Below are 25,696 nucleotides of genomic sequence, written 5' to 3' on the forward strand. Positions count from 1 at the left end.
TTAAATAAAAGGTTCTATTTGTTGAGTGATATTTAATCAAGGTAATTTGACTAGATAAAAGTTGATTATTCTAGTTAAAAAGAAGGAAAAAACAGTAGGATAAACTTAAAGATAAAAAGAATGAGTGCCTCTTTTTACCTTTAAGTTAAGGGCGGTTACCAAGCTCTTACCGCATCACCTTTATACATTTCTTTGAATTTTAACTCGATTTGTCTTGAATGCAGAACTGAAACCAGTTTTTTTATATTTTCATCATTTTTGTTATCTTCACGCGTAACAACAACATTAGCATAAGGTGAATTTTTAGTTTCTAAGATCAGCCCATCACGAGTCGCAATGAGCCCAACTTGAGATGAAAAATTATTGTTGATTATAGCCATTGTGATATTTGGATCATTTAATGCTTCAGTCAGCTTAGGTGTGTCGACTTCAACAAAAGTGATTTCTTTTGCGTTATAGATAATGTCATCTACTGTTGGCGTGAAACCAACATCATCATTAAGAGTAATGAGATGATTTTCTGCGAGTAATAAAAGGGCACGCCCTTTCATGCTGACTTCATTTGAAATTGCAACGACATCACCAGACTTTAATTCATTTATATCGCTAATTTTTTTAGAGTATGCGGCTAAAGGAAAGATATACGTTTTGCTGGCAATATGAAATTGGTAGCCATGTTCTTTTATTTGAGCTTGAAGATAAGGAATTGATTGAAATACATTCGCATCAACTTCTTTATCGTTCAATGCCTTATTAGGCTGAACATAATCATTAAAAGCAACAATCTCAACATCTAACCCTTCAGTTAATTTCGCTAAACGAATTACTTCATCCCAAATCACTTGATCAGGCCCTGTATTAATTGCCACTTTTACTTTATGTGTATCTTCTTGTGAGCAAGATACAGTAAATAGTGATATTGAGGCTAGAAGTAAACCTGTAATAATTTCCTTCATATCTTCCTCTTAAACAGACTTTGATAAAACAGCGCCATAAAAATCATTTTGATTAAGAAATATCCTAACAGTAGATTAATAACAAGGAACAAGAAATGATACAAGTACCCAATGCATATAAAGAAAGGAATATTATTTATATTTACACAATGTGTTGTTTTATAAAACAAAAAACAACACATCATAATATGATGTGTTTGTTATTTAATTGTAGATTTATTCATTAATAATTTTTTTTATACAATTATCAGAATACGCATCTTCTACACTAAGATAAGATGATTCAGTTACACAATAACTATTAAATTGCCATTTAAATTGAATTTCATCACCTTTTTTATTTTCTAAAATAGAATAACTTGAAAAGCGGATTGGAGTGGCTTTTTGTAGGTTGTTTCCTATTTTTTCAGCACTTAACAATACAACGTGATTTTTTTTCTCAATAAATTTGAAATCAGAGATAGTGATATCTGTACCTTTAATCTTATTGTTAAAAAGACTCAAAGCATTAGCATATATGGACGGAACAATATAAACCTTTTGATCACTTCCTTTGATATAAACCGTTGCCAGATCAACAGAGGTTGAATCATTTAATGCTCGTCTAGATTTAACGACAACATCAGGAACACCATCACCATTAAAATCGATAAGATTTACTCCATATTCAAGTTTAATATCTACTGCTGTTGAAGCAAATGGCAACGATAAAAAAAGTAATCCTAGCCCAAGTTTTAATATATTATTCATTGAATTCACTTCTTTTTTTGCTTATTACTTGCACATCAGACTACTTTGTAACAGTGATTAGTCAAGGGGTTTTATGTTTCAAAATAATACAAAATTTACATTTATATTATTTATAAACTATTTTCATGATAACCACTATACTTATTTGACTATTATAAAAAGAATATATTTTTAGTGGTTATATTTTTTTAGATTGAACATTTTTCTTTAATATAGAGCAATATAATTTTTAAGGTCGCTAATTCTTTCTTTTGTTTTATCTTTTAAACAACTGCTATATACCATTGGTGCTAAACTACCACCTTGATAATAGTCAGCTTCATATTGGCAAGAGAGGTCTCTAAAATTAATCCAAACCAACTGGGCTTGTTTAAGCTGATCTTTTCGATCACCGTCTAATTTAGCGTAATATTGTTGATAAATATGGTTAAGTTCTTCATCTTTTTGCTGAAAATCTTGATGTACACATTGATTAATTTCAGTTTGAGTTGCCGCATTTCGACAATCAAAATTATCTGCTTGTAAATGTATAGACCAAAATAGTATACCGCCAGATATTGCACCGAATAGGATAAGTTTTTTCATCACACCGTCCGTTTTTTGATTAAAAATATCGCTAAAGATATTTACTTCATTCCTTTACTACTTAATTTAAAAGATAAAAACAAAGTAAGCCATTTATCATTTTAGCAATATTTCTTACATGACAATTACGTGAAGATAACGCAAAAATACTCTATTTTAGATAATCCGATTTAGACAACAATATTTAACCTTGAGTAATTATACTGATATTTTGTTTAGAGAGAATATCTATTTAATAAAAATTTAAAAAAATGATAACTCAATATCTCTTTTCTTTAACAATAAATGTCATTTGTAAAAAAACTAAGTAAAACAGTAGTTATATTCTATTGTTTGTTTTTTTGTAGTGAATCACGTTTATTGAAAATATCTAATCAATTTTACTTTAATAAGTAACTCGTCTTACCAGTTTCTATTTAAGCAAATTTTAATAAAATAATTTTAATTAATTAGACTAACCAGTCTAATTGGTACATATTATATGAAATAGAGACATAAATGATTTATTTATATTACTCACGGGTCTACACCCATAGTGGATTTTTCAAGATATGAAAAAATGTTTCAAATCAATTTGGTTTTATTTAGGATTTATTGTACTTCTTTTTGTGATTATCATTAGTCGTGGCCAGTATTCTGATTTTGAATTGGATGATCATGCCTTAGCGATAACCCCGATTAATTTTACTTCTAAAACAGATACTTTATCTGGAACATTAATTTTACCTAATCAGAATAATATAAAAGCAGTTGCTATTTTTGTTCATGGTGATGGTGCTCAAGATCGCTTTTCAAATAGTGGATATTTGCCATTAATTAATAGCTTGCTGGATTCTGGCATTGGTGTGTATACATGGGATAAAGCCGGTGTAGGAGAGAGCCAAGGAAATTGGTTGCTTCAATCTATGCAAGATAGAGCAGATGAAGCACAAATAGCATTAAAAATTATTCAAAAAAAATTTACTCATACAGATATTAAAGTTGGTTATTTAGGATTTTCACAGGCTGGATGGGTTATCCCTATTGCAGCGACGCAATCTAAACCTGATTTTTCCGTTATTATTGGTGGAGCTGTGAATTGGCGAGCTCAAGGCGTTTATTATCAGCAAGTACGTTTAAAAGCCGACAATATTGATGATAATGAAATTTCTCGAAGAGTCTCAGAGCAACTGCAACAAAATGATCGTGTGTTTGGTATTAATGGTAACCATGATATTTCAGCGCAAGGAGATATGTCTGACGATCGTTTCTATTTTGTTGTTCAAAACTATTTAAGTGATTCATCTCAATATTTACCGCACATGAATGGGCGGGTACTGGCTATGTTTGGTGAGTTAGATCTTAATGTCGATGCTCCAAAAAACGCATGTTTATATAGAACACTATTAGGAAATCATGTAGATAAAACAGTCACCCTATTCCCCAATGCTTCTCATGGTTTATTAAAAGCGCCTTTCTTTAATTACCAGTTAGATAATCAATGGCCTTGGTGGAAGCAGATGCTTTTCATTTATCAAGGACAAGATAGTTATTCCCCAGATGCTTTAAATTACTTAACATCGTGGATCACTGAAGAGACGACAATATCTTCTGATTACATTGATTTTAAATGTGAAAATAGGAATACAAATTTAAAATAAAATGTAAATAACGCCTAAATGAGAGTTTCTCCTTAGGCGTTAAAGTGTAAAAATATATTATAAATCAATTTGATACTCAATGATTTCTCTGATTTTTATTAATGCATCACGCAATAAATTAATATCAATTGAAGCTAGTGCAATACGAATTGCATGAGGAATATTGGTCGTTGTGGCATAAGGCTCAGCGGTTGCAACAGATATTTGTAATATTAGTGTTTCAGCATGGGTAGGCTTAGGCTATGTCTCGCTTTTTAGTATGTTGATTGGCTTTATATTTTGGTACAAAGGATTATCACAAGGTGGGATCGCGGCAGTAGGACAACTTCAATTATTACAACCATTCTTTGGCTTAGGTTTAGCCGCTGTATTACTTCATGAATCTGTCAATTTATTGATGTTGTTAGTCACTATTGGTGTTATTTTTTGTGTTGCTGGCTCAAGAAAATATGCTTAATTAAAGCTTGCTTTAAAAAACTAAAAAACACGCTAAATAGGGTTATTTCGCGTGTTTTATTCTTCAATTAAATTGGCAACTTCAAGCAAGTTATTATCAGGATCACGTAAATAAACCGACATAATAGCGCCAGTTGCACCCGTTCTAGGAACTGGCCCTTCTTCTATCTCTACACCTTGCTGATTTAAATGCTCAATAATCTCTGATAACGGTGTTTGTGTTAAAAAACACAAATCAGCCGAACCGGCGGTTGGTTTTGCTGCTTTGGGAAGAAATTCCTTTCCTAATTGATGAAGATTTATTTTTTGAGAACCAAAAGTGAGTGCTTTGCGTCCTTCTTTAAACGTAATAACGTTAAAGCCTAATACGCGGTGATAAAAATCACAGGTCATCTGAATATCAGCAACCGTTAATACCAAATGATCAAGGTGTGTAATTTTCATCAAGCTCTCACTTTTTATACATCAATTAAAGTTCACACTTCGTTTTTAAAACAGCCGTTTTTCTATGGTGATCTAGTGCTAACTCAATTAATTTAGTAATTAATGATTGATAGCCTAAACCTGCACTCTGCCATAATTTTGGATACATACTAATATTGGTAAAACCAGGTAGTGTGTTTATTTCATTGATCACAACACGATTATCTTGAGTTAAGAACACATCTACACGAGCCATACCTAAGCAATTAAGAACACGGTATGCTTTTAATGCAACTTGGCGAATATTCACACTCGTATTTTCTTCCATTACCGCAGGGACAACGACTCTAGCACCGTCTTCATCGATATATTTTGTATTATAGGCATAGAAAGCATCGTTTAATACGATTTCACCACAAGGGCTAACTTCTGGATCCTCATTACCTAAAACAGCACACTCTATTTCACGACCTACAATAGCACTTTCAACAATCACTTTAAGATCGTATTCAAAAGCCATTGCTAATGCAGCGTTGAATTCTTCTTCATTATTAACTTTGCTAATTCCTACAGAAGAACCTAGGTTTGCAGGCTTAATAAATAAAGGAAGTCCTAATTGACGAACCATTTCGTTGTAAGGAATATCATTAATTTGATGCGCCATAATAGTAATAAATGGCGCAACCGCTAATCCGGCACCATCAAGTAGGCGTTTAGTAATATCTTTGTCCATACAAGCAGCTGAACTCATGATATTTGGTCCTATATAAGGCATATCAATCATGTGTAATAAGCCTTGGAGTGTTCCATCTTCACCGTACGCACCATGGACAATTGGGAATACAACATCAATTTGAGGTAATGCCTGGCCATCTTCAAGTGAAATAAATTGGTTTTTTACACTACCAGGAATAATAGCAACCGCTCTTAAAGGTTTGCTTAATGAAATAGTTTTAGGATTATCGCTATTTAGTAAATAATCAGTTTCTGAATATTCATGCCACTGACCTTGTTCATTAATACCGATTAAGCAAAGGTCGAATTTCGTTCGATCTAATTCATTAATAATGTTTTTTGCTGACTGTAATGAAACTTGATGTTCTGTGGATTTACCACCAAAAATAATAGCGACTCTTAATTTACTCATTTTCTAACCTTTTATAGGACAGCTATAGCGAATAGGTAGCAATATATCATGATAAAAACCCCCAATGTAGGTGGATAGTTCTTATCTGCGAAAAATTACGATAAAATGATGAAATTCTATGATTTAGAGTGTTAAAACATCACTATTTCAAGTTATAGAGTTTCTCTAACGATGACCATGCTATAGAAAAAGAGTAATGCCATGACTGATATAAAACAACCGATTGAGATGGATATTACTGAAGTTGCAAAAGCAACGGGACTCGCCTCTTCCGCGATCCGTTATTATGAGAAAAAAGGGCTTATTCATTCGATAGGTCGCAAAGGACTTAAGCGCGTATATCATAGAGATGTTCTGACTCGTTTAGCGTTAATCTCTTTGGCACAACAAGCTCATTTTTCTTTAGATGAAATAGCCCAACTGAGTCTTAATCAAAAAGTACCTGAAATTGATAGAAATATGGTGCGCTCAAAAATTGAAGAAATTGATATTAAAATTAGTGAATTAATTCAGTTACGAGATGGATTAGAGCATATTTTATTTTGTCCTGAAAAGAATCACTTTCAGTGCAAGCATTTTCAAGATGATCTCGCATTAAGTTTAGAAAAGAATAAGAAACGACTGCTTGAATAATCGACACAATTTTCATTTTTAATAATAAAAACAATATATTAAAAACAACTTTGATCAAACTGCCTTTCTATTGACTTGAAGTTAACTTCAAGTTGTATGATACAAATTCTTTCTTTATTTGTATCAGTGGAGACCTTTTATGCCTAAATCAGTTTGGTGGTTGGCATTTTCTTTAGCACTTTTTATTACAGGCAATGCATTAGTCCTTTCTGTCGCCGTTGTTATTGGTGAACAACTTGCTAAAGATCCTATTTATTCAACAGTTCCATTATTAAGCCAATATATTGGTATTATTTCAGCCACCATTCCTATGGCCTACTTTATGATGAAATATTCACGTAAAGCGGGCTTTATTATTGGTAATCTTGCCGGTTTAATTGGTGCTTTATTTGCTATTGCTGGAATATATTATCAAAATTTAATTTTATTTTCGGTAGGCACATTATTTACGGGTGTTGCGATTGGTACAGCACAACAATATCGATTTGCGGCTATTGAAGAAACACCCCCTAATATGCACGCAAAAGCGATTGGATTAGTCATGAGTGGCGGTATTATTGCTGCTATTATTGGCCCTACCTTAGCGGTTGTTACTCGTCAATTCTTTGCTAATTATCCTTTTATTGGTCCTTTCCTTTCACTTACGGTAATTTATATTTTAGCGTTTATTCTGTTGTGGAAAATTCCATTAAAAAAAGTAGTTAAATTAGTAGCAACACATAAGGAAAAATCCAGAAGTTATTTGCAACTTTATCGTCAGCCACTGTTATTTCTAGTCACAATAGTAAGTGCATGTGGTTATGGTATTTTAGTTTATATGATGGCTGCGATCCCGCTATCTATGAAGCAAAATGGATTTGAATTTGCCACCATTGCTTTTGTATTTCAATGCCATATTTTGGGAATGTTTGCGCCTTCATTTATTACAGGTCAACTGATCCATCGATTTGGTGTAAAGAAATTCTTTTTCTCTGCAATTATTTTACTTATCATCGCATTAGTGATTAATTTAACGGGAATAAGTTTTTATCACTATTTTATCAGCTTTGTTCTTGTTGGAATTTCGTGGAATCTAAATTTGATTAGTTCAACACATTTATTATCCAATACTTACCTACCTCATGAGCGAGCAAAAGTACAAGGAACTAATGATTTTCTGATTTTCTTCTTTGGTGCAGTTGGAAGCATTACAGGAGGTGTCGCCTTTTATCTCATCGGTTGGCAAAATACGAATATCATCAGTATTGTCATTAGCGTCATTATTTTATTGATTGCGATAAAACTACGAAAGTACTTACCTGTTACAACACAATAGAACAACCATGTTAAAACCTGAAAATTAGAGTAGATAAAACGATCCTTTATTTATTCATAATTATCTTAAACCCGCTTAAATAGCGGGTTTTCACACAAAATGACACCTTTTACCTCTTTTATAAGATTGTATGTTGTAACTCTATCTTGATAGAATCACACTACCGATTAACTTTTAAACTTAGAGAAGGAGGCTAATTATGTTTTTGTGTGATCTTATTAAATACTCACACTTCTTTGGTAATCGCCACAGCTCAGGCTTTCACAGTAATTTACTGCGTTAACCTGCCTGAGCGACGTTAACTATTACCTCTCCTCAGCTTACAGGGTTATCGCTTGATATTGCCCAAGGCGTTTTTACGCCTAAAGAATGAGTAAGCTATGAGCACATTATTATCTACACAAAATCTGTCTTTCCATAATAATCACGGTTTATTATTAAACGATATTTCTTTAGCACTGATTAAAGGTGAGAAGATTGGTTTAATTGGTTATAACGGTTGTGGGAAAAGTACTTTATTAAAATTACTTTCACATCAATTATCACCAAGTTCGGGTGTTATTTCTGTCGCTAATCAAACGGTTATGGCGTATATAGAACAACACTTACCCACTGAATTACAGTCAATGACTTTAATGGATGCTGTACTTCATAAATTACCTGAAGAATACAGATCATCTGAAGGCTGGCGAGCTGAATTATTGCTAAGTGAAATGGGATTTAAACTTCACGAAAAAGATCTCCTTGTTTCGCAATTAAGTGGTGGTCAACACACTCGTTTATTATTAGCGAGAGCGTTAATTATTGAGCCTGATTTATTATTACTTGATGAACCAAGTAACCACCTCGATTTACCCACTATTTTATGGTTGGAAACATTTTTAAAATAGTGGCGTGGTAGCTTCATTCTAGTTTCACATGATAATACGTTATTAGACAACGTAACGAATTGCACATGGATTATTCGTGATAAATCGCTATCTATATTTCGGTTACCCTGCTCTCAAGCTCGAGTTGCACAAGAAGAGCAAGATATCAGTGCACAACATCGCTATGATGCACAACAAAAAGAGATAGATAGAATAGCCCAAAGTGCGAAACAACTCGCAATATGGGGGCACGTTTATGATAACGAGAATTTATCTCGTAAAGCTAAACAGATGGAAAAGCATATTGTTCGTTTAAAAGATGAGCAAACTGAAGTGACGTCTGGAAATCAATGGGTATTACAGTTTTCTGGTACGGCATTACGTGCTGATAGGCTCTGCGAATTAAATCAACTTGCTGTTATTCCTGCTGAAAATACACCCGTTTTATATACTGTTGAAAATCAGCGTATAAAAAGTGGTGATCGAGTAGCAATAATTGGGGCTAATGGAACAGGTAAATCATCATTATTAAAAATGATTTGGTCACTTAGTTTAGTTGAGATAAATGAACAAAATGCAATAAAGCTGCATCCCCGAGTTGAATTGGGTTATTACGATCAAAAAATTGCTCAATTAGTTGATAATGATACCCTTTCTGATGCATTAAAACCTTTTGCACCATTAACGGATGAACAGAGAAAAATGGCGCTTATTAGTGCTGGCTTTGTTTATACGCGCCACGGGCAGAAAGTGAGTACATTAAGTGGTGGTGAACGAGCGCGTTTATTGTTTGTTGGCCTGAGTTTAGCAAACTATTCTTTATTAATGTTGGATGAGCCAACAAACCATATTGATATGGAAGGCAAAAAGGCATTATCTGAACAAATTAGTCAATTTCCCGGTGGTGTTTTATTAGTTAGCCATGATAGGGAATTGATTGAAAATAGCTGTAATCGTTTTTGGTATATTCATAATGGTGTTTTAACAGAACATCATGATATTGAAGCGATTTATCAGCTTATTGCTGAAGAAGAAATGCCAGAAACTCTGCTAGTGGATAAACTCAATAATTTGCAGAATATCTCATCAGTTCCATTAGTTTCACATCATGATGATGATGAAAAACTCTTTAAGTTAATTGAGCTAGAAGAAAAATTAGAGGCCGATTTAGCACGTAAAATTAACCATCAAAAACCTGCTTTGCAAGCACAATGGAAATTAGAGATTAACCAGCTAAAGCAAGCACTTAATTTGATTTAAGATAGATAAGATTTTGTTTAAGCAAAAAGGATCACGCTGTGATCCTTTTTTATTTATTCTTATCTTACTAATTGATATTCAATAAGATATAAAGATTTTGTTGTCGGATAAATATCTTTGATAAGCGCTTTCAACACTGGAAGTGTCATGCCTTCCTGTTGTGCGTGATACTCATTGATATCATCATAACGTAAAGGAGATACCGCTATGATTTTCAATTTTCCATAATGAGTACGATGTTCATTAGCAAATAATTCAACAATGCTTCCTGGTTTGTAATTACTTTCACTTTCATCTCTGATAGTAATCACTTTTTTTTCTTCAAGAATGGAAGGGATCAAACGTTCAAAAAAAGTAATTTCTGTTGGTATTGCTGACATAATATTGACTCATAAATTTATTGATAAATTACTGATTATCTTATCATGCAATAACTACTTTTTATTCTTTTTTACCCGCAAGGGTATTATTTAAAGCCTCCGTCTGAAGCAACTTAGCCTTACGTTCAATGCCCCAACGATAACCAGATAATTCACCATTTTGTCGAATAACACGATGACATGGAATAGCAACTGCTAGCTTATTAGCTGCACAAGCATTAGCGACAGCGCGATATGCCTTAGGTGCTCCAATTTTGTCGGCGATTTCTTGGTAAGTCATCGTGCTACCAAAAGGGATATCTAATAATGCCTGCCAAACTTTTTGCTGAAATACCGTACCTTGGATATCAAGAGGTAAAGATAAGGGTTGTTTGGGTAATTCAATAAAACCGATGACTTGTGCAATGACTTGCTCAAACTCTTCATTGGCACCAATTAATTCAGCATGAGGGAATTGTTTTTGCAAATCTTCTAATAACAGCTCTGCATCATCCCCCAACATAATGGCACAAATCCCCTTTTCACTTTGCGCCACAAGGATACTTCCCAAAGAGCACTGAGCGATAGCAAAAAAGATAGCAATATTCTTACCACCTGTACGCCAATTTGTTGGCGTCATTCCTAATATCGCTGTTGCATTTTCATAGAAACGGCTATTCGCATTGAAGCCTGATTGATAAATCGCATCTGTAATACTGCCATCTTGAACTAACGCTTTTTTTATTAATTTTTGACGATAAGCATTAGCATAATCTTTTGGTGTGATCCCCATCGTTGATTTAAATAAGCGATGGAAATGATATGGGCTTGCCATAACATGCTCTGCAATACAGGTAAGCGACACGTCACCGTTATTTTCTTCAATAAAACGGCAGGCTCGCTCAATAAGTTGATTATGTTCACTTTCCATTATGGTAGTCCTTTAAATGCGGGATTATGGCTATTATTGACAAACATAATGAATAAAGAACTCCGTTTATTGCTCAATCACTCTGATTCTTTAGATAATGCCCATAGATAAAGCGATGCCGTGGAACCATAAGGTGAATAGCGTTTTCGGTAACGTTCGAAGCGTACTTTATCTAATGTTTTATGGCGATATAGACGCATAATTCCACGTTGAATAGCCAAGTCTCCCCAACTTAAAATATCTGGCCGATTAAGCGAAGAAATTAATAGCATTTCTGCAGTCCAAACCCCTATACCTTTTAGTTGAATTAAAGTATCGATAACCTCTTTATCTGTCATCTCAGGAATTTTATTTAAATCTAATCTTTCTGAAATAACGGCGTCAGCAATACCGATAATATAACTAGCTTTGCGCATAGTCATTCCACACTGTTGTATCTCTTGTTCTGATAATTTTGCGATACGTTCTGGTGTGTAAATACCGTCACATAAATTGAGTAACCGCTGATTAACGGTTATGGCAGCAGAAACCGAAATTTGTTGTTCAATAATGTTTTTAACTAATGCTGTAAATAAATCAGGTGTTAATGGACGTTTAATTTCTCCTATTCTTTCAATGAGTTTGGCTAAGCGCTTATCACGTTTTTTTAATGTGTTTATCTCTGTTTCGCCATACTGAAAGTGCATAATTTAACTTAATTTAAATAAAATATTTATGTCAGTATAACGTGAAGATAAGTGTATTACGTACTCTATTTCTTGCTTTTTTTTGAATTGAACCTTCTACCTTTTATCGTAGGCAAAGAAGATAATATTTGGCAAAAGAGTTTAATTGTTTTTTAGAAGAAGTTAGTCAATCAAAAATATCATCACATTTAAAAACTATAGTTTCATATTAAAAGTTATAAAAAAATATAAAATTTAAATTACCGTCTATACTTTATTTGATTTTTTGAATTTTTACTTAGGTCAATTCTTAGTTATTCTGTAATTTCAGGATTTAATATGAAAAATTATGCACTCAATTTACAAAACAAAGCTGATGCGCTGGCAGTAATGAAAAAAGCAATGAGCTTTACTATTCCTGCCGCATTAAGAGTTGCTGCTAAATTAAATATCGCAGATTTATTAAAAGAAGGTTCTAAGAATATTAATGAACTTGCAGAAAAAACAAACTCCATCCCTGTTGTTTTAAATAGAATATTAAGAATGTTAGCTTCTGAAGGTATATTCTCTGAGTCAGAAGGATCTCGCTATTCTCTTGCTCCTGCGGGATACTTTTTATTAAGCGACCATGAATATAGCTTGCGTGATGCCGTATTAATGTTAACAAATGAAACGCTATGGCGCCCAGTAGGTGATGTTATTGAGTCAGTTCAGGGCAACCCCGCTTTTGAAAACTTATATGGCATGCCTTTTTATCAATATTGGCAAGATAATGTAAGAGATGATCATGATTTTCAAGCAGGTATGAACTCACTTTCAAAGATAGAAAATTATTTTATTATTAAGCATTACGAATTTCCTGAAGATATAACTATCACAGATATTGCTGGCGGATTGGGTGGGCTGTTATTAAACGTATTAAAAGAAAATCCGACTCTGAAGGGACAATTATTTGATAGGCCACATGTGTTGGAAAGAACGTTATTGACTGAATTAAATGACGATAGTCGCTGGAAATTAATATCAGGTGATTTATTTGGAGAGTATCCAGAATCTGATATTTATTTAATAAAATATATTATTCATGATTGGGATGATGAAAGCGTCATTAAATTTTTTAAAAACTTCCGTAACGCAATGAAGCCTAATTCAAAAATACTTATTATTGAACCGGTTATTTTTAAAAAGAATGTACCTGATATGGCTAAATATATGGATCTTCTATGCATGTCTGCATTTCCTGAATCAGGTGAACGTACAGAAGATGAATTTATTGCTTTACTAGATCAAGCAGATTTGAAAATCAATAAAGTGATTAAAACAGGAACATATAACTCAATACTAGAAGTTGTTATTAAATAATCTATTGGAATAACCATTTATTTGTAGCAAAAAAAAGCCACTTTCAAAAGTGGCTTTTTAAGTTAAAAAAAGATTATGCAGTTAACGCCAGCTTGGCACCAAAAAGTAAGAACACTGCACCAATACAACTATTTGATAATGAAGCTAACCGTTTGTTATGTTTTACTTTATTAGTAATAGCAACACCGCCAAATATAAGAACTGATAAATAAAGCATACTGCATGTTTCTAAAATCGCACCTAATACAAAGAATGGAACACCCGCATTTTCATACTTAGGATCGATAAACTGAATAAAGAAAGAAACATAAAAAATGATCATTTTTGGGTTAAGCATACTCAAAAATAACGCCTTAACATAAAGACCATCTTTTGTTTTTACAGTTACTTCAGACACTTGCTCTGGCGTCTCTTTTTTCTTTTGGAACGTTGCATATAACGTTTTTAACCCTAAATAGGTTAAATAAAGTGCACCAGCATATTTAATGACAATAAAGAAGACGGGTGAAGTCTTGACTAATGAAGCAACCCCCAAAAATGCCAAAAAGATTAATAATGCATCACCCGTAAAAACACCAAGAGCGGCTTTATACCCCCCTTTTACGCCATGCTTCGCACTGGAAGTAAGGACGAAAATCGAGTTTGGACCTGGTACTAAAGTAATAAAAATAACGCCTAAAAGGTATGTCCAAATATTTGAAATACCGATACTTTCTAACATACGACGCCTTTTTTAAAAAAATAACATGCTGAATATGTGAGCTATCATATCTACAATATTTTTTTTGTAAAACAATAATCTTTATACCATCTAAAGATAAGTTAGTTGCTCTGCTTTTGTATGTAAAAAGCAGTTTATAAGTCTTTTTTTACAATTAATTTTGGATTAAAAAACCAATTTAAATGTGTGTTATAGTATGATGCTGAAATTAAAATTTATACAGACTTAGTATCTAATTAAAGTCACATGTATGGAATTATAAACTGCATAGTGAATTAAATTCAGATGCAATACCCTATTGTTTGTTTTATGTTATGGTGCATTATTCTTTTTGTGATCTTAGGCGATATTTTATTTTTAACATTAAAACAGCCTTACTCATTAATTTTATGAAAAATAAGTGTTTTTATTGATATTCGGTGAGTTAATTAGCACGAAAAGCGAGGGAATAAAAAAGATTATATTTACCAAAACCATTACTCTAAGTTGTTTTTCATTTTTACCTTTATCTTGCATTTATCTTCACACCAGAGATGGAGTTACGCCATTTTGCTCAAAATGAGACTATTGCAGCTGAAGATTACATTGATAATAGTGATGTACATCACCCTGAGCGTATTGCATGCCAAGCACAAGCGACTTTTTATGATAATTTTACACAAACAGGTAAACTAACAATAAAACAGATTGCTGTCGGTGAAAGGCCTATGCCTAAAGATGAAATGCCAATTATTGGAGAAATATCTCCTTATCAGAGATTATATCTTGTTACTATGCACGCCGCCGTGACACTGTCACCTTTATTATGTGAATTAGTTGCACAAGAACTTATTTACGAAAAAGCGGAACCTCTATTAACGCCTTATCGCGTATCACGATTCAGCTAGAGAACCATTATGGATGCACAACTGTATAAAGAATTTAAAATAGTAGAAAAAGCCTTTTGGTCAGAAATTTGTGAAAATAATATTCGTATTGGTGATCATACTCACTGCTTTATGACACCAATGGATGCTGCCATTTTTAACTTTATTTATTTGCGCCAAGGCGCAACAGAAAGTTCATTCCAGCAAGCCAGCACCCTTTTTACTTCGCAGAAAAAAAATCATATTTTGGTATTACCCGAGTCATTGTTGCCTGAATTTGAAGAAATAATAAAAAATGCAGGTTATACCGGTGATGGTATGACAACCGCAATGTATTTAACATTATCGGAAGCGGTATTTCCATCTTATAGAAATAATCCTTGTGATATTATTTTAACCAATCACAACCTTGAACAGTGGGCACACCCATTAAAAACGGCGTTTCCAGTAGGAAATGATAGTGATGATACGATTGTTAATGAATATATTCGCTATCATCAGAAAGCATTAGATAATGGCGCAGCTATTTTCCATTACGCGTTATTAGTTGATGGTCAGCCAGTCTCTTCATTAACGTTAACAATACACGATAAATTAGCGCGTTTTGATGATATTGGGACAGATATTGCCTATCAAGGTAATGGTTATGCGACACATTTGATTAAGCATGTTTTAGAGTTTTGCCGTGAGCAAGGCGTTGAACGTTGCTTCTTAGATGCATCAGCAGATGGTTTAGCGCTATACCGTAAGTTTGGTTTTAAATCGCTCTTTAACTATCTTAGTTTTATTAAAGAATAAAAGCAGCTATATGAATAGGCTCAATCATGTTTGTTGAGCCTATTTTTTAAATATTAATAAAGACTAAGCTTTTTCTCAGCATCTTGTTTATCTTTATCGCTAATTTGTCTTATCACTCGACAAGGATTTCCAACAGCAACGCAATTAGCTGGAATAGATTTTGTGACTACACTGCCGGCACCTATAACGCAATTATCACCAATAGTCACACCAGGTAAGATAATACACCCTGCACCTAACCATACTGAATTACCGATAGTAATCGGTAATGCATATTCTAATTCACTGTTGCGTATTTCAGGATCAATCGGATGAGTTGCAGTTAAAATACTGACATTTGGCGCACACATCACATTGTGTCCAATTTTTACTGGAGCACAATCTAATATCGTTAGATTAAAATTAGCGTAAAATGATTCACCAATTTCAATTAACTGACCATAGTCACAATGAAATGGTGGCTCAATAGTAAAATTATTGCCCGTTTTTCCTAAAAGCTGTTTTAAATATGTCTTTCTCTTTTCAACGTCAGAAGGACGCGTCATATTAAAATCATAAATAATTTCACGCGCTTTTACTCTAAGTGGTTCTAAACTATCATCTTTACTAGCATGATAAAGATGACCTGATACCATTTTTTCGTATTCCGTCATTGTGATACTCCAAATTTGAAATAAAACAGTTTAGATAAACGTCAATATTGATTTTCTTATTCTAGCGTTAATTGACTTAAATTAGCGGTGTTTTTTAAGTCCATTAAGTGCGGCTCACATTTTATTAAGAATAAATGCCATTAAATAGCAGTGAGCCACCAGCAAAAATTAGCATGGCATCTAATAGCCATTGAAAAAGTTTTGGTGTCAGTTTTAATACCAGTTTTTTACCAAAGTAATTTCCTACGGTTAAGCCACAACCTACTAACACTCCACTAATAAAGATAAAGCTATTAACTGCACCTAGTTGGCTAAATGTCAGGGCTTTAGTGAGATAAATAACAAATGAGACAGCTGCTTCAGTTGCAAGTAATGGCCCTAATGTCAGACCATATGCAGAGAATATTGGAATAGTTAATGGTCCTGTAGAAAACACAATCCCTGTTAAATAGCCGATAACTGCACCCGCAATAATAACTTGGTAAGTTTTCATTTTGATTTGATGTTTGCGTAATAAGTGGATCACGGGGATCATCAATATAAAAAATATTCCCATACCAATATTTAGCCATTTTTCAGACATTATCCATAATGTATTAGCACCAAGAATAACGGCTGGAATACTGGGTAATAGATAATAAAATAGTGGTTTAAAGCGAATACTGTGACGCCATAAATAAATACGTGATAAATTTCCCATCACTGACGCTAATGCCATAATCGGTACGGCTTCCTTAGCACCAAATACATAAGTCAAAGCGGGAATTAATAAAATAGAAGAGCCCGTTCCTACAACGCCACTGATTACACCAGACACTACTGCCAATAAAATAACCGCGATAAAACTCATTATCATCCTTTAAGTTCAATAAGTTAAAGACGTTGTATCATACCCGTCTTCTTTATTTTTACCTGTGATAAAATGTCACGGTATTGTGAGTTTTAATCAGAAAGCTGCTTTATTTATAACTATAATGAGAAAATTATGATGAGAAACCTTCCTCCATTACCTTCATTGCGTGCTTTCTTAGTCGCTTGCCATAGCCAAAGTTATACTGAAGCCGCACAGACATTATGTGTCACTCATGGTGCGATCAGTCGTCATATCCAAGTTATAGAAAAATGGTTTGGTGTCACCTTATTCAATAAACAAGGTTTACGCCGCGTACCCACTCCTTATGCATTGACGCTAGCGCAAGAGTTAAGTGACGTTTTTGATAAATTAAATGATATTGGTTTTCGTTATGGTAATGGTGGAAAAAACGATATTTTAAATATCAGTGTTCCTACAACACTTTGTTTAAAATGGCTTATTCCGCGAATGGAGGATTTTTATCTTCAATATCCTAATGCAAATATCCAAGTTGCTTCTGCAAATAGCGAGCGATTTCATTTGATTAGTCATGATGATCTGATAATTCGCCCTCAACCTCAGCAACAAGAGTATTCATCCGTTGTTTTTTTAGAGGATAAACATTGTTTAATTGCTTCTGAAAAATTCTTAAAACGTTACAACGTCACTAGATTTGAAGATGTTTTTGACTGCCCCGTTATTGATACACTTACCCGCCCCGGGCATTGGCAACAATGGTTAATGGCGACTCATCTTAATACTCAGCGTTCATTTTCACGTCACTATCGCTTTGATCACTTTCATATTTCTCTTCAAGCCATTATTGAAGGATTAGGCCTCGGTATTGGCCCTGTTTCGATTTTGTCGAATGAAATAAATAGCGGTACTTTAAAAGTGTTATTTCCAAATATCCAAATTGTACCGATAAGCTACTACGCTTTAACACCATTGGGTGTACAAAAAACCAAAACACATCTTGATTTTGAACAATGGCTCACCCAACAAAAAAGTTAATTTCACTAATGAAATTAGTGATTTTTTTTCATAAAAATAGCGATTTCAATCCTATGCATTATACTTCTTACAACTAATTTACAGCCATTTTATTAAAAACATCTAATGTTTATCTTCTTTTTGTGAATAGGTAAAAATGCTAATCGTGCTGTTTTTATAATTCGCGATCTTTCTCTGTCATATTATTAAGTTCATTTAAATTCAATATATTAATATCAAAAAATAAGTAAATTAACTTATTTAAATTATTTTGATTTTAAATAATCTGTTATAAACACTTATTGTTTAACTTAAATTAACGTTCTATGCTGATATTTATATATAAAATTTATTAATTTATTTGCTAGCAACGAAGGACGATAAGATGTCTGTAGCTGTGACAAAAAAAGCAATAGAAAAACTAATTAATGGGTATGAATCTGATCCTTTTGCACTTCTTGGTATGCATGAAACATCGGCAGGTTTAGAGGTTCGTGCTTTTTTACCAGATGCAGTTGTAGTCAGTGTCATCGATAGAAAAAATGGCCGAAAAGTAGCAACACTAGAGCGTAAGCACCCTAGTGGTTTTTTCTGTGGTGCTATCCCCCGACGTAAACGCCGTTTTAGTTACTGTTTAGATGTAACGTGGGAAAATGCACAAGGTGTCGTTGATGATCCCTATCAATTTGGCATTTTATTGCAAGAAATGGATATTTGGTTTTTAGCGCAAGGCCATCACTCCCGCCCTTACCAATGTTTAGGCGCACACCCTGCAAAACTGGGTGATATCGATGGTATTACTTTTGCTGTATGGGCGCCCAACGCAAAAAGCGTAAGTGTTGTAGGCGATTTCTCATTCTGGGATGAACGTCGTTTTCCAATGCGATTACGCCGTGAAAGTGGAATATGGGAGCTCTTCCTTCCACAAGCTCATCTAGGTGATTGTTATAAATATTCTATTCTTGATGCGAATGGTGAACGTCGATTAAAAGCCGATCCTTATGCTTTTGAAACACAAATACGCCCTGAAACCGCATCAATTATCAATACATTACCACCAATCAAACCAATGCCATTATCGCGTCAGCAAGCGAATCAGCGTAATGCACCTATGTCTATTTATGAAGTTCATTTAGGTTCATGGCGTAGACATACTGACGATCAAAGCTGGTTAAGCTATCGCGAATTAGCTGAACAGTTAATTCCATATGTTAAAGAAATGGGTTTTACTCATATTGAGTTGCTCCCTATTAATGAGCATCCTTTTGATGGCTCATGGGGATATCAACCATTAGGGTTATATTCACCAACTCGTCGCTTTGGCTCCCCAATGGATTTCCGTGACTTTATTGAAGCAGCACATCAAGCAGAAATTAACGTTATTTTAGATTGGGTTCCTGGTCATTTCCCTGAAGATGATTACGGTTTACGTAATTTTGATGGCACATCACTCTATGAATATGCGGATAGACGTGAAGGCTTTCATCCCGATTGGAATACTTTAATTTATAACTATGGGCGCAATGAAGTGCTGAATTACCTTTCTGGTAATTTATTGTATTGGCATGAGCATTTTGCACTAGATGGTTTCCGTTTCGATGCTGTTGCCTCCATGCTTTATCGTGATTACAGCCGAAAAGAAGGCGAATGGATACCCAATAAACACGGTGGACGTGAGAATTTAGAAGCCATTGATTTTATTCGCCATACCAATAAATTACTGGGCACAACTTGCCCCGGTACTGTCACAATTGCAGAAGAATCTACTGATTTTCCGGGTGTTACCTTACCGCCTGATGATGGTGGCTTAGGTTTTAATTACAAATGGAATATGGGTTGGATGCATGACACGTTAGCTTATATGCAACGTGATCCTATCTACCGTAAATTTCACCACAATCAAATGACCTTTGGCATGCTCTATGCCTATAACGAAAACTTTGTTCTGCCTCTTTCTCATGATGAATTTGTACATGGTAAAGGTTCGTTGATTGGCCGCATGGTGGGCGATGATTGGCAAAAATTTGCCAATTTACGTGCATATCTCGGTTTTATGTGGGCTTATCCCGGCAAAAAACTGCTATTTATGGGATGTGAGTTTGCACAATGGCGTGAATGGAACCACGACAGTAGCTTAGATTGGCATCTTCTCGAAGAACCAAATAGCCCACATCAAGGTGTTCAACACTTTGTACGTGATTTAAATCTTTCCTATCAAGCTAATGCTCCGCTTTATGAATGTGATTTTGAACGCGAAGGCTTTGAATGGCTTACCGTTGATGATCACGATAACTCTGTCTTTGCTTTTTGCCGTAAAGATGCGCAAGGCAATGAAATTATTATTATCAGTAATTTCACGCCTGTTGTTCATCACAATTACGTTGTCGGCGTAAATAAAGCAGGTACTTATCAGGAAATTCTTAACAGTGATTCTGAGTTTTATAACGGCAGTAATGTAGGAAATTTAGGTGAAATAGAAGCAACCGCAAGTACATTTAATGGCAAACCTCACTCCTTGTCATTGTCACTGCCTCCGCTTGCGACGCTGTATTTAAGATTGAAGGATTAATATGTCTTTAGATTATGGTCGCCCTTTTCCTATGGGCAGTCATTATGATGGCTATGGAGTAAACTTTACACTCTTTAGTGAAAATGCCACTAAAGTCATTCTTTGCCTGTTTGATAAAGCAGGCAAAGAGATCCGCTACCCATTACCAGGTAAAACGGGCGCAATTTGGCATGGATATTTGCCTGGTGCAGGGCCAGGTTTACATTATGGTTATCGTGTAGAAGGCGAATGGAACCCAGAGCAAGGATTGTTCTATCAACCTCAGCAACTATTATTAGATCCCTATGCAAAACAGGTGACAGGTATTGTTGATAATACATTGCCTTACACCTCCCCTGTTTTTAATGCATTAGAGCATGATGATAGTGCGATTACACCTAAAGCAGTTATCACAGATGATAGTGGTTGTTTTTGCCATTCTTATAAAGAAAAAGGCACGTATCAGCGTTTAAATACGCCGTGGTCAGAAACCATTATTTACGAAGGACATGTAAAAGGGCTGACAAAGCTTCATCCTGAAATACCCGAGAAAATTGCGGGCACTTATGCAGCATTAGGGCATCCTGCCTTTATTGCGCATTTGCAAAAATTAGGTATTACAGCATTAGAACTGTTACCCGTTCAATACCATTTAACAGAGCCACATCTTCATAAAATCGGATTAAAAAATTATTGGGGTTATAACGTATTAGCGCCCTTTGCTTTATCGACACAATATTATTCCAACACAGGTCGGAATATTATGGATGAATTCCGAGAAGCAGTAAGGTGTTTACACAAAGCCAATATTGAAGTGATTTTAGATGTGGTATTCAACCACACAGCAGAATTAAGTGATCAATATGAAGGTTATATTGTTTCGCAGCGCGGTATTGATAATCAAAGCTATTATTGGCTAAACGACGAAAATAAAGCACAAAATTGGACTGGCTGTGGCAATACTCTAAATTTAAGTCGCCCTGAAACAGTGCAGTGGGTTATGGATTGCCTGCGTTATTGGGTGACAGAATTTCATATCGATGGTTTTCGTTTTGATTTAGCGACAAGTCTTGGTCGAGTTCCTTATTTTGATACTCAATCACCACTACTGACAGCGATACGACAAGATCCGCTGCTGTCACGTATCAAACTTATCGCAGAGCCTTGGGACTTAGGCTCTGATGGTTATCAAGTCGGTAATTTCCCTGTTCCATTTACAGAATGGAATGATGGCTATCGCGATGTTATTCGTCGTTTTTGGTTATGGCGTGATGTGGCTATTGCGACATTTGCAGACAATATTACGGGCTCTGCAAAGCTGTATCACAAAAATGGCAGACCTCCCTATTCTAGCGTCAATATGATAACAAGCCACGACGGCTTTACACTACGGGATTTAGTGAGTTATCAGAATAAACATAACGAGGAGAATGGAGAATCAAACCTAGATGGACATAACACCAATTACAGTGTGAATTTTGGTGAAGAAGGTTTGATAGTCAACGAAAAAATAAGTCAACACAGATTGCTTGCAACTCGGAATATGCTTGCAACCTTACTGCTTTCTAGAGGAACACCTCATTTACTCGCCGGTGATGAAGTGGGTAATACGCAATATGGTAATAACAACGCTTATTGTCAGGATAATAAAGTCAGTTGGATCAAATGGTTTCAACAACCTTATGACTTAACTGATTACATTCGCCACCTTATTGAATTACGTCACCAAATTACACCTTTAAGTTCGCTTAAGTGGTGGGAAGAAGATAGCCAAAACGTGGTTTGGTTAAATCAGAATGCTCAACCTATGAGTCATGAAGAATGGCAACAACTTCCACCCTCACCATTACAACTTCTTTTAGCGCAACAATGGATCTTAATGTTTAACCCATTAAGAAACAGCGCTGTTTTTTCTTTACCTGAAGGGTCTTGGTCTTGCTTGCTTGATACGGTTAGCTGGCCTGATTGTCACCCGACACAATCTCAGCATTGTGAAATACAACCTAACAGTATCACCCTTTGGCGAAATAGCGTTTTTTATACTCAGTCTTCTACTGAAAAATTACCCATTATTTCCTCCCAAGTTAAGTAATTTGATTGGAGTGCTATAACTATGATGACAACAGAACAAGGCCAAAAATTAATGTTGGCACAACAACTTCCTAAAGAGGCAATTGCACTCGTTTTAGCGGGAGGTCGTGGTACACGCTTAAAAGCATTGACTTCAAAACGTGCAAAACCGGCGGTTTTCTTTGGTGGGAAATTTCGAATTATTGACTTTACGCTATCAAACTGTCTTAACTCAGGAATTCGTCGTATTGGTGTAATCACCCAATATCAATCGCACTCTTTGGTTCAACATATTCAACGTGGTTGGTCATTCTTTAACGAAGATATGAATGAGTTCGTTGATTTATTACCCGCTCAGCAACGTCGTAATACCGAACATTGGTATATGGGTACAGCTGATGCTATCTATCAAAACCTCGATATTCTTCGTAGTTACAAAGCAAAATATGTCGTGATTTTAGCTGGCGACCATATTTATAAAATGAACTATGCGCGTTTATTACTTGATCACGTTGAAAACAAATCAAAATTCACCGTAGCTTGTATTCGTGTTCCTAAAGAAGATGCATTCCAATTTGGTATTATGGATATCGATGAAAATCGTAGAGTGCTCAATTTCTTAGAAAAACCATCAAACCCACCTTGTATTCCTGATGATCCAGAACACTCATTAGCAAGTATGGGTATTTATGTGGTAGATAGAGATTATCTCTTTGATTTATTGGAAGAAGATAGCAGCGATCCAAATTCACATCATGACTTTGGCCAAGATATCATTCCTAAGATCACAGAACGTGGAGATGTTCTTGCCCACCCATTTGAACTCTCTTGTGTCAGCTCAGATCCTTCAGTACCACCATACTGGCGCGATGTAGGTACTATTGAAGCATATTGGGCAGCTAACCTCGACTTAGCCTCTGTAACACCAGAGCTTGATATGTATGCGAAAGATTGGCCAATCCGCACCTTTATGACACCTTTACCACCAGCCAAGTTTGTTCAAGATAATCATGGTGAACATGGACAAATGATGAACTCGCTGATTGCTGACGGCTGTATTATCAATGGTTCAACGCTCTATTCATCTATTCTATTCCCATTAGTTCGTGTTGAATCTTTCTGCCATATTGAAGATTCTGTGATTTTACCTGATGTGACGGTGAGCCATCATTGCTACTTAAAACGCTGCATTATTGAACGTAGCTGTACAATTCCAGAAGGCACAGTGATTGGGATGAATGCAGAAGAAGATGCTGCGCGTTTCCACCGCACTGAAGAAGGCATCGTGCTTGTAACAAGAGAAATGCTTGAGCAACTAGCACGTAAAGAAAAAGAAAATCCAACTGAAACAAGTGCAGAACAAAAACCTCAAAATGAGGAGGCATTTTCGTGAATGTCCTTCACTGTTGTTCTGAATTATTCCCTCTGCTAAAAACAGGGGGATTAGCTGATGTTATGGGCTCTTTGCCTTTAGCTCAGAAAAAAATAGGCTTAGATGCGCGGGTGGTTATTCCCGCGTTTCCTGCTATCAAAGATAATATTCCCGATCTCAAATTAGTGACTAATATCGATACGTTTGCAGGTAATGTTTCTCTGCTTTACGGACAATACCACGGTGTTGATATTTATCTTATTGATGCACCTCATCTTTATCAACGTACAGGTAGTCCTTATCACGATCAACATCAACATCCTTATGGTGATAATGTTTTTCGTTTTGCCCTGTTAGGTTGGGTGGCAAGTGAGCTATCAGCGGGATTAGATCCCTTATGGCGAGCGGATGTTGTTCATGCTCATGATTGGCATGCAGGACTAGCTTGTGCTTATCTCGCGGTTAAACATTACTCCGCAAAATCTGTTTTTACTGTTCATAATCTGGCTTATAAAGGCGAGTTTTCACCCTATCATCTGCATCAGCTTGAATTACCTGATTACAGTTTTTCAATTAATGGGCTGGAATATTACGGGCAAATTTCATTCCTAAAAGCAGGTCTTTTTTATGCTAACCATATTACGACAGTCAGCCCAACTTATGCCAAAGAGATAACCACTCACGAATTTGGTTACGGTTTAGAGGGATTATTACGCCAACGCGCTTATGAACAGCGATTAAGTGGCATCTTAAATGGTATTGATGAGGCCGTTTGGGATCCTGCAACAGACGGCTTAATTACGCGTCGTTACGATGTTAAAAACCTGAATAAGCGTTTAGAAAATAAAACCGCATTACAGAAAAAATGTGGTTTACCTGTTAACAATAGCGCCCCACTTTTTGCAGCTGTCAGTCGTTTAACTTCGCAAAAAGGGCTCGATTTAGTGATTGAAACGCTCCCTGATATCGTTGAACAAGGCGGTCAGTTTATTTTATTAGGTACTGGCGATAGTCACCTTGAAGCGGCATTTTTACATGCACAACAACAGTATCCGCAAAATGTAGCGGTACATATTGGCTATGACGAGAGTTTTTCACACCAAGTTGTCGCAGGTGCTGATGTGATTATGGTGCCTAGTCGTTTTGAACCTTGTGGGTTAACTCAGTTATATGGCTTGAAATATGGAGCCCTACCTTTAGTAAGACACACAGGTGGATTAGCCGATACGGTTAATGATTGTTCATTAGAAAATTTAGCGCATCACCAAGCGACTGGTTTTGTTTTCTATGAAGCGACTCCTGACTCTCTGCGTCAAGCTATAAACCGAGCCTTTACCTTATGGGGTATGCCTAAACAGTGGCAACAAGCTCAAACTGATGGCATGAATCAAACTATTTTTAGTTGGGAAACCGCGGCAAAAACGTATGCGACACTGTATCAAAATTTATAGACATGAAGTCTATTTGAACC

22 protein-coding genes and 2 pseudogenes are annotated in these 25,696 nt (G+C 35.2%); 13 read left to right on the forward strand and 11 right to left on the reverse strand.

What is annotated here, in order from left to right; all coding sequences use genetic code 11:
• Nucleotides 1–155: 155 nt before the first annotated feature.
• The 3 genes from JEP36_RS04095 to JEP36_RS04105 all read right to left on the reverse strand — a co-directional run bounded on the left by JEP36_RS04095 (nt 156) and on the right by JEP36_RS04105 (nt 2,291).
• On the reverse strand, nt 156–956 hold the full coding sequence (locus tag JEP36_RS04095; protein ID WP_102086722.1) for a MetQ/NlpA family lipoprotein: 801 nt from the start codon (nt 954–956) through the stop codon (nt 156–158).
• 216 nt (nt 957–1,172) lie between these two features.
• The gene (locus JEP36_RS04100) at nt 1,173–1,706 is read right to left on the reverse strand and encodes a carbapenem self-resistance protein CarG family protein (protein ID WP_102086721.1); all 534 of its coding nucleotides are present in this window, start codon (nt 1,704–1,706) and stop codon (nt 1,173–1,175) included.
• A 207-nt stretch (nt 1,707–1,913) separates the two neighbouring features.
• Entirely contained in the window at nt 1,914–2,291 is a 378-nt protein-coding gene (locus JEP36_RS04105) for a lysozyme inhibitor LprI family protein (RefSeq protein ID WP_102086720.1), read from the reverse strand.
• Nucleotides 2,292–2,842: 551 nt separating this feature from the next.
• On the opposite strand from JEP36_RS04105, the gene JEP36_RS04110 reads away from it, so the two are divergent.
• Together JEP36_RS04110 and JEP36_RS04115 are read left to right on the forward strand one after the other, a co-directional pair.
• Nucleotides 2,843–3,931, forward strand: coding sequence for an alpha/beta hydrolase family protein (locus tag JEP36_RS04110; protein ID WP_102086719.1), 1,089 nt, complete (start codon nt 2,843–2,845; stop codon nt 3,929–3,931).
• A 211-nt stretch (nt 3,932–4,142) separates the two neighbouring features.
• Nucleotides 4,143–4,388: pseudogene (locus JEP36_RS04115) on the forward strand (EamA family transporter); the annotation flags it as partial.
• A gap of 56 nt (nt 4,389–4,444) precedes the next feature.
• Here the strand turns inward: JEP36_RS04115 and JEP36_RS04120 are convergent.
• Both JEP36_RS04120 and ddlA read right to left on the reverse strand, forming a co-directional pair.
• Nucleotides 4,445–4,831 (reverse strand): VOC family protein, encoded by a 387-nt coding sequence (locus JEP36_RS04120; RefSeq protein ID WP_102086718.1) that lies wholly within the window; start codon nt 4,829–4,831, stop codon nt 4,445–4,447.
• A 25-nt stretch (nt 4,832–4,856) separates the two neighbouring features.
• On the reverse strand, nt 4,857–5,957 hold the full coding sequence (gene ddlA / locus JEP36_RS04125; protein WP_102086717.1) for a D-alanine--D-alanine ligase: 1,101 nt from the start codon (nt 5,955–5,957) through the stop codon (nt 4,857–4,859).
• Nucleotides 5,958–6,158: 201 nt separating this feature from the next.
• Here ddlA and JEP36_RS04130 point away from each other — a divergent pair, with 201 nt between their 5' ends.
• From JEP36_RS04130 to JEP36_RS04140, 3 genes and pseudogenes are all read left to right on the forward strand, one after another.
• Entirely contained in the window at nt 6,159–6,590 is a 432-nt protein-coding gene (locus JEP36_RS04130; RefSeq protein ID WP_180949070.1) for a helix-turn-helix domain-containing protein, read from the forward strand.
• 139 nt (nt 6,591–6,729) lie between these two features.
• Nucleotides 6,730–7,905, forward strand: a complete 1,176-nt coding sequence (locus JEP36_RS04135; protein ID WP_102086716.1) for an MFS transporter — start codon at nt 6,730–6,732, stop codon at nt 7,903–7,905.
• Nucleotides 7,906–8,285: 380 nt separating this feature from the next.
• Nucleotides 8,286–10,034 (forward strand): annotated as a pseudogene (locus JEP36_RS04140) (ABC-F family ATP-binding cassette domain-containing protein).
• 59 nt (nt 10,035–10,093) lie between these two features.
• On the opposite strand, the gene yqfB reads toward JEP36_RS04140, so the two are convergent.
• From yqfB to JEP36_RS04155, 3 genes are all read right to left on the reverse strand, one after another.
• Nucleotides 10,094–10,414 carry a N(4)-acetylcytidine aminohydrolase gene (gene yqfB, locus JEP36_RS04145; RefSeq protein ID WP_102086714.1) on the reverse strand — a complete coding sequence of 107 codons (321 nt, stop codon included), beginning with the start codon at nt 10,412–10,414 and terminating at the stop codon, nt 10,094–10,096.
• A 61-nt stretch (nt 10,415–10,475) separates the two neighbouring features.
• Complete coding sequence (gene ada / locus JEP36_RS04150; RefSeq protein WP_102086713.1) at nt 10,476–11,324, reverse strand: bifunctional DNA-binding transcriptional regulator/O6-methylguanine-DNA methyltransferase Ada; 849 nt, start codon at nt 11,322–11,324, stop codon at nt 10,476–10,478.
• 77 nt (nt 11,325–11,401) lie between these two features.
• On the reverse strand, nt 11,402–12,010 hold the full coding sequence (locus JEP36_RS04155; protein ID WP_102086711.1) for a DNA-3-methyladenine glycosylase family protein: 609 nt from the start codon (nt 12,008–12,010) through the stop codon (nt 11,402–11,404).
• Between the two features lie 318 nt (nt 12,011–12,328).
• On the opposite strand from JEP36_RS04155, the gene JEP36_RS04160 reads away from it, so the two are divergent.
• Nucleotides 12,329–13,351, forward strand: a complete 1,023-nt coding sequence (locus tag JEP36_RS04160; protein WP_232799493.1) for a methyltransferase — start codon at nt 12,329–12,331, stop codon at nt 13,349–13,351.
• Between the two features lie 73 nt (nt 13,352–13,424).
• Here JEP36_RS04160 and leuE read toward each other — a convergent pair whose 3' ends face one another.
• Entirely contained in the window at nt 13,425–14,072 is a 648-nt protein-coding gene (gene leuE, locus JEP36_RS04165) for a leucine efflux protein LeuE (RefSeq protein ID WP_102086710.1), read from the reverse strand.
• Nucleotides 14,073–14,605: 533 nt separating this feature from the next.
• On the opposite strand from leuE, the gene JEP36_RS17720 reads away from it, so the two are divergent.
• Together JEP36_RS17720 and JEP36_RS04175 are read left to right on the forward strand one after the other, a co-directional pair.
• Nucleotides 14,606–14,959: an FAD-binding oxidoreductase gene (locus JEP36_RS17720; protein WP_102086709.1), complete on the forward strand. Its 354-nt coding sequence runs from the start codon at nt 14,606–14,608 to the stop codon at nt 14,957–14,959.
• Nucleotides 14,960–14,968: 9 nt separating this feature from the next.
• Complete coding sequence (locus tag JEP36_RS04175; protein ID WP_102086708.1) at nt 14,969–15,736, forward strand: GNAT family N-acetyltransferase; 768 nt, start codon at nt 14,969–14,971, stop codon at nt 15,734–15,736.
• Between the two features lie 53 nt (nt 15,737–15,789).
• On the opposite strand, the gene JEP36_RS04180 is transcribed toward JEP36_RS04175, so the two are convergent.
• Complete coding sequence (locus JEP36_RS04180; RefSeq protein WP_102086707.1) at nt 15,790–16,389, reverse strand: sugar O-acetyltransferase; 600 nt, start codon at nt 16,387–16,389, stop codon at nt 15,790–15,792.
• Between the two features lie 124 nt (nt 16,390–16,513).
• On the reverse strand, nt 16,514–17,239 hold the full coding sequence (locus tag JEP36_RS04185) for a sulfite exporter TauE/SafE family protein (protein ID WP_180949069.1): 726 nt from the start codon (nt 17,237–17,239) through the stop codon (nt 16,514–16,516).
• Between the two features lie 135 nt (nt 17,240–17,374).
• Here JEP36_RS04185 and JEP36_RS04190 point away from each other — a divergent pair, with 135 nt between their 5' ends.
• From JEP36_RS04190 to glgA, 5 genes are all read left to right on the forward strand, one after another.
• Nucleotides 17,375–18,256 (forward strand): LysR substrate-binding domain-containing protein, encoded by an 882-nt coding sequence (locus JEP36_RS04190; protein ID WP_102086704.1) that lies wholly within the window; start codon nt 17,375–17,377, stop codon nt 18,254–18,256.
• Between the two features lie 364 nt (nt 18,257–18,620).
• Nucleotides 18,621–20,804 carry a 1,4-alpha-glucan branching protein GlgB gene (gene glgB / locus JEP36_RS04195; protein ID WP_102086703.1) on the forward strand — a complete coding sequence of 728 codons (2,184 nt, stop codon included), beginning with the start codon at nt 18,621–18,623 and terminating at the stop codon, nt 20,802–20,804.
• A 1-nt stretch (nt 20,805) separates the two neighbouring features.
• Nucleotides 20,806–22,875 (forward strand): glycogen debranching protein GlgX, encoded by a 2,070-nt coding sequence (gene glgX / locus JEP36_RS04200; protein WP_102086702.1) that lies wholly within the window; start codon nt 20,806–20,808, stop codon nt 22,873–22,875.
• A gap of 21 nt (nt 22,876–22,896) precedes the next feature.
• Nucleotides 22,897–24,246, forward strand: a complete 1,350-nt coding sequence (gene glgC, locus JEP36_RS04205; RefSeq protein ID WP_102086701.1) for a glucose-1-phosphate adenylyltransferase — start codon at nt 22,897–22,899, stop codon at nt 24,244–24,246.
• Nucleotides 24,243–25,676, forward strand: coding sequence for a glycogen synthase GlgA (gene glgA / locus JEP36_RS04210; protein WP_102086700.1), 1,434 nt, complete (start codon nt 24,243–24,245; stop codon nt 25,674–25,676). Before glgC ends, glgA begins: the two co-directional genes overlap by 4 nt.
• Nucleotides 25,677–25,696: the final 20 nt, after the last annotated feature.

The sequence above is a fragment of the Proteus sp. PR00208 genome, from assembly GCF_016238545.1.
Classification (GTDB): domain Bacteria; phylum Pseudomonadota; class Gammaproteobacteria; order Enterobacterales; family Enterobacteriaceae; genus Proteus.

Coding starts and splice junctions, on each gene's coding strand:
- yqfB (WP_102086714.1), bottom strand. CDS start 10,414: ATGTCAGCAATACCAACAGAAATTACTTTTTTTGAACGTTTGATCCCT.
- glgB (WP_102086703.1), top strand. CDS start 18,621: ATGTCTGTAGCTGTGACAAAAAAAGCAATAGAAAAACTAATTAATGGG.
- JEP36_RS04120 (WP_102086718.1), bottom strand. CDS start 4,831: ATGAAAATTACACACCTTGATCATTTGGTATTAACGGTTGCTGATATT.
- JEP36_RS04155 (WP_102086711.1), bottom strand. CDS start 12,010: ATGCACTTTCAGTATGGCGAAACAGAGATAAACACATTAAAAAAACGT.
- JEP36_RS04180 (WP_102086707.1), bottom strand. CDS start 16,389: ATGACGGAATACGAAAAAATGGTATCAGGTCATCTTTATCATGCTAGT.
- JEP36_RS04100 (WP_102086721.1), bottom strand. CDS start 1,706: ATGAATAATATATTAAAACTTGGGCTAGGATTACTTTTTTTATCGTTG.
- JEP36_RS04185 (WP_180949069.1), bottom strand. CDS start 17,239: ATGAGTTTTATCGCGGTTATTTTATTGGCAGTAGTGTCTGGTGTAATC.
- JEP36_RS04130 (WP_180949070.1), top strand. CDS start 6,159: ATGACTGATATAAAACAACCGATTGAGATGGATATTACTGAAGTTGCA.
- leuE (WP_102086710.1), bottom strand. CDS start 14,072: ATGTTAGAAAGTATCGGTATTTCAAATATTTGGACATACCTTTTAGGC.
- JEP36_RS04095 (WP_102086722.1), bottom strand. CDS start 956: ATGAAGGAAATTATTACAGGTTTACTTCTAGCCTCAATATCACTATTT.
- JEP36_RS04135 (WP_102086716.1), top strand. CDS start 6,730: ATGCCTAAATCAGTTTGGTGGTTGGCATTTTCTTTAGCACTTTTTATT.
- JEP36_RS04190 (WP_102086704.1), top strand. CDS start 17,375: ATGATGAGAAACCTTCCTCCATTACCTTCATTGCGTGCTTTCTTAGTC.
- JEP36_RS04160 (WP_232799493.1), top strand. CDS start 12,329: ATGAAAAATTATGCACTCAATTTACAAAACAAAGCTGATGCGCTGGCA.
- JEP36_RS17720 (WP_102086709.1), top strand. CDS start 14,606: ATGGAGTTACGCCATTTTGCTCAAAATGAGACTATTGCAGCTGAAGAT.
- ada (WP_102086713.1), bottom strand. CDS start 11,324: ATGGAAAGTGAACATAATCAACTTATTGAGCGAGCCTGCCGTTTTATT.
- JEP36_RS04175 (WP_102086708.1), top strand. CDS start 14,969: ATGGATGCACAACTGTATAAAGAATTTAAAATAGTAGAAAAAGCCTTT.
- glgX (WP_102086702.1), top strand. CDS start 20,806: ATGTCTTTAGATTATGGTCGCCCTTTTCCTATGGGCAGTCATTATGAT.
- ddlA (WP_102086717.1), bottom strand. CDS start 5,957: ATGAGTAAATTAAGAGTCGCTATTATTTTTGGTGGTAAATCCACAGAA.
- glgC (WP_102086701.1), top strand. CDS start 22,897: ATGATGACAACAGAACAAGGCCAAAAATTAATGTTGGCACAACAACTT.
- JEP36_RS04110 (WP_102086719.1), top strand. CDS start 2,843: ATGAAAAAATGTTTCAAATCAATTTGGTTTTATTTAGGATTTATTGTA.
- JEP36_RS04105 (WP_102086720.1), bottom strand. CDS start 2,291: ATGAAAAAACTTATCCTATTCGGTGCAATATCTGGCGGTATACTATTT.